Source organism: Actinacidiphila alni (assembly GCF_900112845.1).
In the GTDB taxonomy this organism is placed as follows: Bacteria; Actinomycetota; Actinomycetes; order Streptomycetales; family Streptomycetaceae; genus Actinacidiphila; species Actinacidiphila alni.
Genome location: NZ_FONG01000002.1, coordinates 15766 through 29163 on the forward strand (window position 1 = coordinate 15766; position 13398 = coordinate 29163).

Consider the following 13398-nt stretch of genomic DNA (forward strand, 5'->3'; position numbering starts at 1 on the left):
ACACGGCCACCTTGCGCGGTCGCGGGCGGACCCGGGAAGCGGCGGGATGCGTGAACCGGGGTGGTGGACAACCGAATTGGGCCGGCCGGGTGCTCGGGGGGCGGCGCCGGCGGTCGCCCTCGGCCTGGCGGTGCGTACGGTCTCCCGGCGGCGCGCCGGCTGAGCCGGCACCCGCGGGAAGACCGGAACCCCCGGCCGTGCGCGAGGCGCGCGGCCGGGGGTTCGTGTGTGCGCGGGAAGGCCGCTCAGAAGCCGGAGTTCCCCGCGCCCCGGTTGATCGTGTAGCCGCCGGGGTTGTTGAGGGCGGCCGAGGAGGTGCCGCTGACGGAGGTGTTGCTGACCGTCATGCTGCCGGTGACGTTGTTGATGTCGAAGCCGAAGGTGCCGGCGCCGCTGATGGTGTCGTGGTCGAGGGTCAGATTGCTGATCTGGTGGGCGTAGCTGAGCAGCACCGCCTGGTAGGAGCTGTCCTTGATGGTGTTGCCGGTGACATTGACCGGCTGGGTGATGTCGCCCTTGGCGTCGGCGAAGATCCACAGGGCGCCGATGTCGGAGTTCCAGTTCCAGTTGTGCGACCCGGCGCGGGTCAGCAGATTGTCGCGGATCGTGGTCGGGCCGGTGAAGTTGGAGCCGAAGGCGGTGCTGACGTTGATGCCGGAGCCGAAGGCGACGGTGTCGCTGACCGCGTTGTTCTCCACGACGTTGTCACCGCCGCCGTAGACGCCGATGCCGCCCGCCTGGATCGGGGACTGCGCGGTGTTGTGCGAGACGGTGCAGTGCGTGACGTTGCCGTCCTCGGTGTCCAGGGCGATGTTGTCGTCGCCGGTGTTGCGGACGTTGGACTGCTCGACGCGGCTGCCGGAGGAGTTGCCGTGCAGGTGGATGCCGTCGGCGTAGATGTCGCGGGCGCGTACCCCGGCGACGTCGAGGCCGACGCCGGGCACCGCCCACAGGCCGACCTTGGCGTGCTCCATCCACACGTTGAGGACGAGCGAGCCGGAGGTGAAGGCGCCTTCGATGGCGGGCGCGCCCTGGTCGTTGTTGCGGAAGGTGTGGTCGCCGAAGACCGACAGGTCGGCGATCTGGTTGCGGCCGCCCGTGGTGTAGAGGCCGCCGGCGCCGTTCTCGGCGGTGGACTGGATCGTGGTGTACCAGGGCCCGGCGCCGCGCAGCGACACATTGGCGAGGCTGACGCGGCCGGAGATGCTGTACGTGCCGGCCGGCAGCCACAGGCCCTGGCCGGTGCCGGACAGCTGGCTGAGCGCGCTGTTCAGGGCCGATGTGACGTCGCCGCCACCGGGGTTGACGCCGTACGTGGCCGCCGAGACGTAACCGGCGGGCATCGCGTAGGCCGCGTCGACGAGTTCGGTGTCGACGGTGTCGATCGTGAAGGTGCCGCCCGCGGTGCTGTCCTTCTGGAACTTCAGGACCGTGCCGGCCTGCCAGGTGGTCGGACTCTTGTAGCGGACGTCGTCGTAGAAGTGGTGGCCGGTGCCGTCACCGGGGTTGTTGGTGTCGTAGTAGCCGGCGCCGTACAGCCACGCGTACTTGTTGGTGAGGGTGAGGTCGGTGACCTTGCTGCCGCCGGCGTACAGCGCGAGCGGGGCGGTGGTCGGCGAGCCGTCGCCGGTGTCGGGGATGGAGTAGCGCACGACCACCGAATTGGCCGGCTTGGTGAGGGTGATCTGCACGTACTTGCCGGTGCCGGTGAGCTGGACGGCGCTGCGCCCGGTGGCCTCGGCGCTCAGCGACGGGTAGGCGCGGCTGACCGGCAGCACACTGCCGTTGGTGGACGCGTCGGCGGCGCGGTATTCGGTGTACGGCAGGGTCGCGCCCTGGGTGGCGAGCGCGGTGCCGCCGTCGACGGTGACGCCGTCGATCGCGACATTGCCGGTGTCGCCGGAGTCGTGCTGGAGGCCGATCAGATTGAGGCCGGAGCGCAGCGCGACGGTCTTGGACACCGTCAGCCAGCCGTTGCCCGCGGGCAGGCTCAGCTGCGAGTTCTTGATGCCGTTGAGGTAGAGCGAGAGGGTCTGCGCGGAGCCGGAGGAGTTGGCGTACGCGACGGAGACGGCGTGGCTGCCGGCCGACGGCAGGAAGGTGTCGATCTGCGTCTGGGCGCCCTGCGCGGTGAAGCCGGTGAGGTAACCGGCGCCCGCGTAGCCGGAGAGGGAGGTGGCGACGGTGGGGCCGCCGGTCGCGAAGGCGGTCGCCGCGTCGTACGTCTGGCCGTCGCCGTTGTCCGGCGGGGTGGTGGGCGGCGTGGTCGGCGGGGTCGTCGGCGGGGTCGTGGTGACGCTGCCGACGGTGATGCTGTCGAGGTTGGCGTTGCCGTTGTCGGTGCTGTCGAAGCGGTACGCGATGGTGTTGGCGCCGGACTTCAGGGTGAGGTTCTCGGTGGCGGTGCCCCAGGTGTCCCACGTGGCGGTCGCGGGCAGCGAGGTCTGGACGGCCTTGGCGCCGTTGACGTAGACGGACAGGGTGCGGGCCGTGCCGGTGCCGTTGGCGTAGCGCAGGGCGACGGGCGCGCTGCCGGCGCTCGCGGCGGACACGGTGAAGGTGGTGGCGGCGCTGCCCTTGTTGCCGTCGGTGTAGCCGCCGACGAAACCGCCGCCGGTGTACCCGGTGTGGTCGGTGGCGACGACGGCGCCGCCGGACAGGGCCGCGGACTCCGCCTCGTACTGGCCGTCGGCCGGGGCCGGGGCGCCGGCCAGGGTGATGTTGTCGAGGTTGACGTTGCCGCTGTCGGAGCTGTCGAAGCGGTACGCGACGGTGTCGTGGCCCGACGCCAGGGTCAGGGAGGTGGCGACGGTGCCCCAGGTGTTCCAGTCGGCGGTCGCGGGCAGTGAGAGCTGCCCGACCTTGCCGCCGTTGACGTAGACCGACAGGGTCTGCGGGGCGGTGGTGCCGTTGGCGTAGCGCAGGGTGGAGACATAGCCGCCGGCGTTGGCGGCGGTCACCGAGAAGGTGGTGGCGGCGCCGCCTTTGTTGCCGTCGGTGTAGCCGCCGACGAAACCGCCGCCGCTGTAGCCGGTGTGGTCGGTGGCGGTCGCCGCGCCGCCGGACAGGGCGGCGGACTCGGCTTCGTAGACGGTGCCGGCGCCGGCCGCGGAGGCGCGCAGCGCGGTCCAGCTGACGAGGGCGGCCAGCAGGGCGAGCAGCGCGACCAGCGCGGCGGGCGCCGATCTGGGCAGACGTGTGCCCCGGGAGGTTTCGGGCATGGGTGGGCTCCGCAGCAGAAGTGGGGGTGCTTGAGTGAGCGGCACCGTAGCCCCGGGTTAACCCCTGTGCAATGGATCGGGGCGATTCCGCGAAAGGGCGGCGGCCGGGCGCGGAATCGCGCCGCTGTCCCCGACAAGTGCGGTGACCTGCGCCGATGGTGTCCCGGGCGGGAATACGCGGCGGCGGCCGGTGAATGCGGTGAAGCTTTTCCGTCGGTTTCTTGCTCGGAATTCCGCGGGCGGGACGGGCGGCCGCCCGGCTACTTTCCGGCGGGTGCGGGCGCCGTGGACAGCCGCACCACCAATTCCGGCTCGTGCAGCAGCTCCTTGGGCGTGGGATTGGTGCCGCTGATCTGGTTGGCGAGCAGGGTGACCGCGGCCCGCGACATCGACTCGATGGGCTGGCGGAGCGTGGTGAGCGGCGGGTCGGTGTAGTTCATGAAGGCGGAGTCGTCGTAGCCGACGACGGAGAAGTCCTCCGGGACGGACAGCCCTTGCCTGCGGGCGGCGCGGACGGCGCCGAGGGCGAGGATGTCGCTGCCGCAGATCAGGGCGGTGATGCCGGTCTCCAGGAGTTCGCCGGCCACCGCCTGGCCGCCCTCGAAGGAGAACAGGGCGTGCCCGACCGGATGGCCGCCCTTCCCCGCGCTGCCGCGTTCGGCGAGCTTGGCGAAGGCGGCGGCCTTGCGCCGGGAGGGGGTGTGGTCGGCGGGGCCGACCATCAGGCCGATCCGGGTGTGCCCGAGCGAGGACAGGTGCGCGTACGCCTGCTGCACCGCCGCCGCGTCGTCCGTGGACACCTGCGGGAAGCCGGTGTGGTCGATGGCCGCGTTGAGCAGCACCACGGGCATCCCGCGCTCCTTGAGGGACGCGCTCTCCTCCGCGCTGAGGCCGCCGCAGAAGATGACGCCGGACACCTGCTGGTCCAGCAGCATCGTCACGTACTCCGCCTCGGTGAGGCCGCCCGCCGACCGGGTGCACAGCACGGGGGTGAAGCCGAGCTGGACCAGCGCGCCGCCCGCGACCTCGGCGAGCGCCGGGAAGATCGGGTTCTGGAGTTCGGGCAGGACGACGCCGACGAGCCGGGCCCGGACGCCCTTGAGGTGGGTGGGGCGTTCGTAGCCGAGGACGTCGAGGGCGGTGAGCACCGCCTGGCGGGTGCTGTCGGAGACACCGGGCTTGCCGTTGAGCACCCGGCTCACCGTCGCCTCGCTGACCCCGACTTTCTGGGCCACCTGTACGAGTTTGCGTACCATGAGCGCACTATATCCGCGGTCGGCTGTTGATTTTATGCGCCGGTCTTGCGTCTCTTGCGCTACCCCGCAGCACAGCGGTGAGCTTTTTGCGTAAGCGTGCTTTCGTATTGCGTGCCTGATGCGGTGGACGTAACTTGTGCGTCACCTCGGGGGACGGCCGCCCCCTCCCACACCCTCATGACCAGGGACGACTCATGACCGGTTTCCCGGCGGGCAGCAGAGCCCGCATCGCCCTCGCCGTCACCGCGGCGGCGGGGCTGACCCTCGTAGTGAGCGGCTGCGGCGGCTCCTCCGGCTCGTCGAAATCCGCCGACGGCACCGTCACCATCACGGTGAACGACATGCCCGCCAAGACCGACCCGGTCAACCGGAAGATCTTCCTGGACGACGTGGCGGCCTTCGAGAAGCTCAACCCGAAGATCAAGGTCACGCCGCACGAGGGCCAGATGGACCCGCAGACCTTCTCCACCAAGCTGGCCGGCGGCCAGCTGGAGAACGCCTTCTACGTCTACTACACCGACCCGGCCGGCCTGATCGCCAAGCACCAGGCCGCCGACATCACCCCGTACCTGTCGAAGTTCCCGGCCGTGAACCAGGTCAAGCCGGAGCTGCGCAAGGTCTTCCAGGACGACAAGGGCCACACCTACGGGCTGCCCGAGGGCAACTACTCGATGGGCCTGGTCTACAACCGCGCCCTGTTCAAGCAGGCCGGGCTCGACCCGGACCGGCCGCCGACGACCTGGGACGAGGTCCGCGCCGACGCCAAGAAGATCGCCGCGCTCGGCAAGGGCTACGTCGGCTACGGCGACTACAGCAAGTCCAACACCGGCGGCTGGCACTTCACCGCCGAGATGTACTCGCGCGGCGGCGACGTCGCCAAGCAGCAGTCGGACGGCACCTGGAAGGCCGACTTCGACAACGCCACGGGCCGCGCCGTCCTCCAGCAGCTGCACGACATGCGGTGGACCGACGGCTCCATGGGCCAGCGCCAGCTGCTGGAGTGGGCCGACCTCCTCCAGATGATGGGCGCCGGCAAGCTCGGCATGTACCTCGCCACCTCCGACAACATCCCGACCATCGCCGCCCAGTACAAGGGCGACCCCAAGGACTACGGGCTCGGCCCGATCCCCGGCGGCAAGGGCACGCTGGCCGGCGGCGGCGGCTTCATGTTCAACCCGAAGGACACCCCGGAGCAGATCAAGGCCGCGATGGCCTGGATCACCTTCAAGTACGAGAACCCGGACCGGATCGAGCTGGGCGCGCAGCGCGCCGCCCAGGCCAAGCAGCCGGTCGGCCTGCCGGAGCCGAACATCTGGACCGGCGCCGCCGCGCAGGCCAAGACCGCCGCCGACACCAAGTACGCCAATGTGCCGGTCGCCAACTACGCGCCGTTCCAGAAGACCATCGCCGGTATCCCGCTGGTGCTGGAGCCGCCGAAGGCCCAGCAGATCTACGCGGTGCTCGACACCGTGATGGCCAAGGTGCTCACCGACAAGAACGCCGACGCCGGCTCCCTGCTGTCGAACGCCTCCAAGCAGGTCGACTCCCTGCTCGCGGCCCAGTAAGCCCGAAGGCCGCGAGACCGGAACCCGACCCCTGGATGCCCGCGGGCCCGCCGAGCCCTGACGACCGGCGCGGCCCGCGGGCGCCGACGAAGGAGAACCCCCATGGCCACCTCCCTGGCCCCCCACCGCCCCGGCTCCCCGGCCGCCCCGCCCCGCGGCGGCCGTACCGGGACCGCTGACGCGCGGCGGGCCCGGCTGCGCCGGCGGATCGCCGACAACGCCCTGGCGTACGCCTTCATGGCGGCCGGCATCCTCTGCTTCGCGGTGTTCTCGTGGTACCCGCTGGTGCGGGGCGTGATCCTGAGCTTCCAGCAGGACAACCTCATCAACGATCCGCAGTGGGTCGGACTGACCAACTACCGCCATCTGTTCGCCGATCCGCTGTTCTGGACGGCCTGGAAGAACACCGCCGAATTCACCGGCCTCGCGCTCGTCCTCGGCTACGCGGTGCCGTTCGTGATCGCGGTGCTGCTCAACGAACTGCGGCACTTCAAGGGCTTCTTCCGGATCGCGGTCTACCTGCCGGTGATGCTGCCGCCGATCGTCAGCGTGATGCTCTGGCAGTTCTTCTACGACCCGGGCGACGGCCTGTTCAACACCGCGCTGCGCGGCGCGCACCTGCCCACCTCGCAGTGGATCCAGTCGCCGCACACCGCGATGATCTCGCTGGTGCTGGTCTCCACCTGGGCCAACATGGGCGGCGCGACCCTGATGTACCTGGCCGCGCTCCAGTCCATCCCCGGCGAGCTGTTCGAGGCCGCCGAGCTGGACGGCGCCGGGATCTGGGCGCGGCTGCGGTATGTGACGCTGCCTCAGATGCGGTTCATCATGCTCGTCCTGCTGCTGCTCCAGATCATCGCCACGATGCAGGTCTTCATCGAGCCCTTCCAGCTCACCGGCTTCACCGATCCGTCGACCATCACCGTGATGACGCTGATCTACCGCTACGCCTTCGCCGTCAACAACGACTTCGGGCTCGCCGCGTCGATGAGCGTGCTGCTCTTCGTCGTGCTCGGCGTCTTCGCCGCGCTGTACCTGCGGCTGACACGGGAACAGGACTGAGCCATGACCGCACCTTCCTCCGCGTCCGCCCCGGCCGCGACCTCCACCGCGACCCGCAGCCTGATCTCCGACCAGGAGCTGGCCAGGCCGCGCTACCGCGCCGTCTACTTCACGGTGCTGACCGTCACCGTCGTGCTGTTCACCGCCGCCTTCCTCTTCCCCCTGTACTGGATGGCGAGTTCGGCCCTGGAGACGCCGCGCGAATTCGCCGCCCAGACCCCGACGCTGCTGCCGAAGTCCGTCCACCTGACCGCGTACAAGGACGCGTGGAGCCAGATGGACATCGCGCACTTCTTCCTCAACACCGTCTGGTACGCGGCCGGCGGCTGGCTGATCCAGATCTCGGTGGACGTGTGCGCGGCCTACGCGCTGTCCAAGCTGCGGCCCGCCTTCGGCAAGGCGATCTTCGCCGGGATGCTCGCCAGCCTGATGCTGCCGGCCGCCGCGCTGCTGGTGCCCGCCTATCTGACCGTCTCCGACCTGCCGCTGGTCCACCTCAATCTGCTCAACACGCCCTGGGCGCTGTGGCTGCCGGGCGCCGCCAACGCCTTCAACATCTATGTGCTGCGCCGCTTCTTCGACCAGATCCCCGGTGAACTCCTCGACGCCGCCGCGATCGACGGGGCCTCCCGGCTCCAGACGCTGCTGCGGGTGGTGCTGCCGCTGTCGCGGCCGGTGCTCGCGGTGATCTCGATCTTCGCGGTGGTCGGGATGTGGAAGGACTTCCTCTGGCCGCTGCTGGTGCTCCAGGACCCGGACAAGCAGACGCTGTCGGTCGCGCTGCACCGGCTGTCGACGTCCACCACCCAGGTGCCGCCGACCGAGATGATCGCCGGTCTGTCGATCGCGGCGGTGCCGATGATCGTGCTCTTCCTCTTCTTCCAACGGCACATCCTCGGCGGTCTGTCGGCGGGAGCACTCAAGGGGTGAGACCGGTGCGGTGAGCCGCGGCCCGCTCTCCCCGGTGCGCCGCGGTCACGGCACCCCCTGCCCTACTCCCGCCCGCTTCATCCGCTTCATCCGGATATTCCCGCACCCCCTCGCTCAAAGGAGCCCGCCCCCGTGGCCGTTCAGCCGTCCGCCGAGACCGCCGAGACCTACCGGACCGAAGCCGTCCCGTCCGCCGACCGGTGGTGGCGCGACGCCGTCATCTACCAGGTCTACCCGCGTTCCTTCGCCGACGGCGACGGCGACGGCATCGGCGACCTGACCGGTGTCCGCGACCGTCTGCCGTATCTGGCCGAACTCGGCGTGGACGCGCTGTGGTTCAGCCCCTGGTACGCCTCGCCGCAGGCCGACGCGGGCTACGACGTCGCCGACTACCGGCGGATCGACCCCGCCTTCGGCACCCTGGAGCAGGCCGAGGCGCTGATCGCCGAGGCGCACGCGCTCGGCCTGAAGATCATCGTGGACGTGGTGCCCAACCACGTCTCGGACCGGCACGCCTGGTTCCAGGAGGCCGTCGCGGCCGGTCCCGGCGCCGAGGCCCGCGGCCTGTTCTGGTTCCGGCCCGGCCGCGGCGAGGACGGCGAACTGCCGCCCAACGACTGGCAGTCGGTCTTCGGCGGCCCCGCCTGGACCAGGACCGCCAACCCCGACGGCACCCCCGGCGAGTGGTACCTGCACCTGTTCGCACCCGAGCAGCCCGACCTCAACTGGAACAACAGCAAGGTCCGCGAGGAGCACGAGAGCGTGCTGCGCTTCTGGTTCGACCGCGGCGCCGACGGGGTGCGGATCGACTCCGCGACGATGCCCGCCAAGGACCCGGAGCTGCCCGACTTCGACCCGGCCGCGCCGCCGGTGCCGCACCCGTACATCGACCGTGACGACGTGCACGGCATCTACCGCGCCTGGCGGGCGCTGGCCGAGGGCTACGAGCGGCCGCGCGCGCTGATCGGCGAGGTGTGGCTGGCCGACCCGGTGCGCTTCGCGCACTATCTGCGGCCCGACGAGATGCACAGCGCCTTCAACTTCGACTACCTCAACTGCCCCTGGGACGCGGCCGATCTGCGCCGCGTCATCGACGCGACGCTCGCCGCGCACGCCTCGGTCGGCGCGCCCGCCAGCTGGGTGCTGTCCAACCACGACGTGACCCGGCACGTCACCCGCTACGGCCGCGCCGACACCTCCTTCGGGCTCGCGCTGCGCCAGCACCAGGTGCCCACCGACCTGGCGCTCGGCACCCGCAGGGCGCGCGCCGCGCTGCTGCTCGACCTCGCGCTGCCCGGCGGCTGCTACCTCTACCAGGGCGAGGAGCTGGGCCTGTGGGAGGTCGAGGACATCCCGGACGCGCTGCGCCAGGACCCGATATTCCACCGCACCGGCGGCCTGGACATCGGCCGCGACGGCTGCCGCGTCCCGCTGCCCTGGTCGGGCTCGCGCCCGCCGTTCGGCTTCAGCCCCGAGGGCGCCGCGGCCGAGCCGTGGCTGCCGCAGCCTGCCGCCTGGGCCGCGTACACCGCGCAGGCGCAGGACGGGGTGCCCGGCTCGATGCTCACCTTCTACCGCACCGCGCTCGGGCTGCGCCGCGCAGAACCGGGCCTGCGCGGCGACGCGTTCGGCTGGCTGGACGGCCACCCGGCCGGTGTCCTGGCCTTCGCGCGCGGCGACGGCTTCGCGTGCCTGGCGAACCTCTCCGGTACGGCGGTGCCGCTGCCGGCCGGCGCGGAGGTCGTGCTCGCCAGCGACCCCGGCTTCGACCCGGCGGCGGGCCGGGTGCCCGACGACACGACCGTATGGCTGCGCACGCGCTGAGTCGCGGGCACCGTACATCCCTCACGGCTATGGAAGAGAAGGCAGCGTCATGACGCGGAGACTGGCGGAAGTCGCCAAGCGGGTCGGGGTCAGCGAGGCGACGGTGAGCCGGGTGCTCAACGGCAAGCCCGGTGTCTCCGACGGCACCCGGCAGGCCGTGCTCACGGCCCTCGACGTCCTCGGCTACGAACGCCCCACCCAACTGCGGGGCGTCCGGGCCCGATTGGTCGGCCTGGTGCTGCCCGAACTCCAGAATCCGATCTTCCCCGCGCTCGCCGAGGTGGCCGGCGGCGCGCTCGTGCAGCTCGGCTTCACACCCGTGCTGTGCACGCGCACCGCCGGCGGCCTCACCGAGGCGGAGTACGTGACGATGCTGCTGGACCAGCAGGTCTCCGGCGTCATCTTCTGCGGCGGGCTGAGCGCCGACGAGTACGGGGCGCTGCTCCAGCGCGGTGTGCCGGTGGTGCTGCTGAACGCGGCCGTCGACTACGCCGCGATCCAGGCGGAGCAGCGCCAGCCGGACCGGGCGCCGGCGCGGAGCGCGGACCGGCCGCCGTCGCTGCTGGAGCGCGGCGGGCAGCGGCCCGCCGAGCGGGCGTACGAGAGGGATCACGGCCGGCAGGACAGACACGACAGGCACGACCGGCTCGACCGCAAGGCCGTCCGTACGATCGGCTTCCCGCAGGTGTCCACGGACGACGTGGCCGCCGTGCAGCAGGCGTACGCGCATCTCGCCTCGCTCGGCCACACCCGGATCGGCCTGATGGTCGGCCCCGCCGACCACACCCCCTCGCGGCGCAAGGCCGCCGCCTTCACCGCGCTCGCCGCCCGTACCTCCGGCGGCAACCACCCGGTCGGGCACGCCCTGTTCTCCTTCGAGGGCGGCCAGGCCGTCGCCACCGAACTGCTCGCGACCGGCATCACCGCCCTGATCTGCGGCAGCGACATCCTCGCCCTCGGCGCCATCCGTGCCGCCCGGCGCCAGGGCCTGTCCGTCCCCGCCGACCTGTCCGTGGTCGGCTACGACGACTCCGCGTTCATGAACTACACCGACCCGCCGCTCACCACGCTCCGCCAGCCCATCGAAGCGATGTCCCGGGCGGCCGTCACGCTGCTCGCCAACCAGATCAACGGCACCAATCCCACCCCGAAGGAGCTGCTGCACGAGCCGGAGCTGGTGGTGCGGCACTCGACCGCGCCCGCGCACCAGGGCGGGCGGCACGCGCAGCCGGGTCTGCGGGCGGTGGGCACGGACTGACCGGCGTCCGGGGGCGGCCCCGACGGTCCGACGGCGGTACGTGCGGGCGCCATTGACACCCCGCGTGCCCCGTCAGCATCATGACAACGTCATACGTGATCGGGCATGTCGCTGAAGCCTTCCCGGCGCGCATCATCGCGCAGACGTGTCCGCTGCACGGGCCGCACCCCCCACCGGACCGTCAGGAGAAGCCGCCGTGCCCAACGTCGACCGCCGCAGGTTCCTTCAGCTCGCCGGAGCCGGCGCCGCCGCGTCCGTGCTCACCGGCGGCATCGCCAAGGCCGCCGCGATCCCGGCCGCCGCCGGGACCGGCACCCTCAAGGACGTCGAGCACATCGTCGTCCTGATGCAGGAGAACCGCTCCTTCGACCACTACTTCGGCACCCTGCGCGGGGTGCGCGGCTTCGGCGACCCGCGCCCGGCGGCGCTGCCCAGCGGCAAGTCCGTCTTCCACCAGGCGGATTCGAGCGGCCACGAGACGCTGCCCTTCCGGCCGGCCGCCGACAATCTGGGACTCCAGTTCATCCAGGACCTCGACCACAGCTGGTCCGGTACGCACGCGGCCTTCGACGGCGGCAACTACGACCGCTGGATCCCGGCGAAGACGACGACCTCGATGGCGTATCTGACCCGGCAGGACATCCCGTACCACTACGCGCTCGCCGACGCCTTCACGATCTGCGACGCCTACCACTGCTCGATGCTGTCCTCCACCGACCCCAACCGCTACTACATGTACACCGGTTGGTCGGGCAACGACGGCAAGGGCGGCGGGCCCGTGCTCGGCAACGAGGAGGCCGGCTACGGCTGGACGACGCTGCCGGAGATCCTCCAGCAGGCGGGCGTGTCCTGGAAGGTCTACCAGGACGTCGGCATCGGCCTGGACTCCGCCGGTTCCTGGGGCTGGACCAGCGACCCCTTCATCGGCAACTACGGCGACAATTCGCTGCTGTACTTCAAGCAGTACCAGAACGCGACGGCCGGTAATCCGCTGTACGACCGGGCCCGCACCGGCACCAACGCCCATGGCGGCGAAGGCTACTTCGACCGGCTCCGCTCCGACGTGCTGGGCGGCAGGCTGCCGCAGGTGTCCTGGATCGCGGCGCCCGAGGCCTTCTGCGAGCACCCGAACTGGCCCGCCAATTACGGTGCTTGGTACGTCTCGCAGGTGCTGGACGCGCTCACCGCGGACCCCGACGTGTGGAGCCGCACCGCGCTGTTCCTCACCTACGACGAGAACGACGGCTTCTTCGACCATGTCGTGCCGCCCTTCCCGCCGGCCTCGGCCGCGCGCGGCCTGTCCACCGCCGACGTCACCCGCGACCTCTACACCGGCAATGTGTCCGGCTACGCGGCCGGTCCTTACGGGCTCGGGCCGCGGGTGCCGATGCTGGTGCTCTCGCCCTGGTCCACCGGCGGCTGGGTCTGCTCGCAGACCTTCGACCACACCTCGATCGTGCAGTTCATCGAGAAGCGGTTCGGTGTGCACGACCCGAATGTGACGCCCTGGCGGCGGGCCGTCTGCGGCGACCTGACCTCGGCCTTCGACTTCACCCGCTCCGACGCGAGCGCGCCGTCGCTGCCGGGCACGGGCGCGTACCAGCCGCCGAACCACACCAACCCGGGCAGCTACGTCCCGTCCCCGCCCGCGACCGGCTCCCTCCCCAAGCAGGAGCGCGGCCTGCGCGGCGCCCGGCCGCTGCCGTACGACCTCGCCGTCGACACCGCACCGGTCAACGGCCGGATGCGGTTCACCTTCAGCAGCTTCGGCACGGCGGGCGCCGCCTTCCTCGTCACCGCCACGCACCGCTCGGACGGCCCCTGGCCGTACACCGTCGAGGCCGGCAAATCCCTCGCCGACACCTGGGCGATGCCCGCCGCCGCCTCCCGCTACGACTTCTCGGTCCACGGCCCCAACGGCTTCCTGCGCCGCATGGCCGGCACCGCGGGCACGGTCGGCCCGGAGGTCGTCGCCCGCCACACCCCCGCGACGGCCCAGGTCACCCTCACCTTCACCAACCCGACCTCGGCCGCCTTCACCTTCACGGCCACCGACGCGTACGCCCCGAACGACCACTACACCTACACGGTGCAGCCGGGCGCGTCCCGTACCGTGCCCGCCTGGGGTGTCCCGGCGGGCAACCACTGGTACGACATCACGGTCACCTCCCCCACCGACGCCAGTTACGTCCGCCGCCTGGCCGCGCATGTGGAGAACGGCGCGGCGAGCACCAACGACCCGGCGACGGCGACAAACTGACGGTCCATCGGTGCGGTCGGTC

At 71.2% G+C, this 13398-nt stretch carries 8 protein-coding genes; 6 read left to right on the top strand and 2 right to left on the bottom strand.

Features of this window, described 5'->3' with window-relative positions; genetic code table 11:
* Positions 1-245: 245 nt before the first annotated feature.
* Positions 246-3221 (bottom strand): carbohydrate-binding protein, encoded by a 2976-nt coding sequence (locus BM076_RS02940; RefSeq protein WP_245795683.1) that lies wholly within the window; start codon positions 3219-3221, stop codon positions 246-248.
* 260 nt (positions 3222-3481) lie between these two features.
* Complete coding sequence (locus tag BM076_RS02945; RefSeq protein WP_093711766.1) at positions 3482-4477, bottom strand: LacI family DNA-binding transcriptional regulator; 996 nt, start codon at positions 4475-4477, stop codon at positions 3482-3484.
* A 194-nt stretch (positions 4478-4671) separates the two neighbouring features.
* Here BM076_RS02945 and BM076_RS02950 point away from each other — a divergent pair, with 194 nt between their 5' ends.
* The 6 genes from BM076_RS02950 (at position 4672) to BM076_RS02980 (ending at position 13376) form a co-directional block, all read left to right on the top strand.
* On the top strand, positions 4672-6042 hold the full coding sequence (locus BM076_RS02950) for an ABC transporter substrate-binding protein (protein ID WP_093711767.1): 1371 nt from the start codon (positions 4672-4674) through the stop codon (positions 6040-6042).
* A 102-nt stretch (positions 6043-6144) separates the two neighbouring features.
* Positions 6145-7104 (top strand): carbohydrate ABC transporter permease, encoded by a 960-nt coding sequence (locus BM076_RS02955; RefSeq protein ID WP_093711768.1) that lies wholly within the window; start codon positions 6145-6147, stop codon positions 7102-7104.
* Between the two features lie 3 nt (positions 7105-7107).
* Positions 7108-8034 carry a carbohydrate ABC transporter permease gene (locus BM076_RS02960; protein ID WP_093711769.1) on the top strand — a complete coding sequence of 309 codons (927 nt, stop codon included), beginning with the start codon at positions 7108-7110 and terminating at the stop codon, positions 8032-8034.
* A gap of 132 nt (positions 8035-8166) precedes the next feature.
* On the top strand, positions 8167-9858 hold the full coding sequence (locus BM076_RS02965) for a glycoside hydrolase family 13 protein (RefSeq protein ID WP_407640610.1): 1692 nt from the start codon (positions 8167-8169) through the stop codon (positions 9856-9858).
* A gap of 49 nt (positions 9859-9907) precedes the next feature.
* Positions 9908-11116 carry a LacI family DNA-binding transcriptional regulator gene (locus tag BM076_RS37220; protein ID WP_245795684.1) on the top strand — a complete coding sequence of 403 codons (1209 nt, stop codon included), beginning with the start codon at positions 9908-9910 and terminating at the stop codon, positions 11114-11116.
* A gap of 196 nt (positions 11117-11312) precedes the next feature.
* Positions 11313-13376, top strand: a complete 2064-nt coding sequence (locus BM076_RS02980; protein WP_093711771.1) for a phosphocholine-specific phospholipase C — start codon at positions 11313-11315, stop codon at positions 13374-13376.
* Positions 13377-13398: the final 22 nt, after the last annotated feature.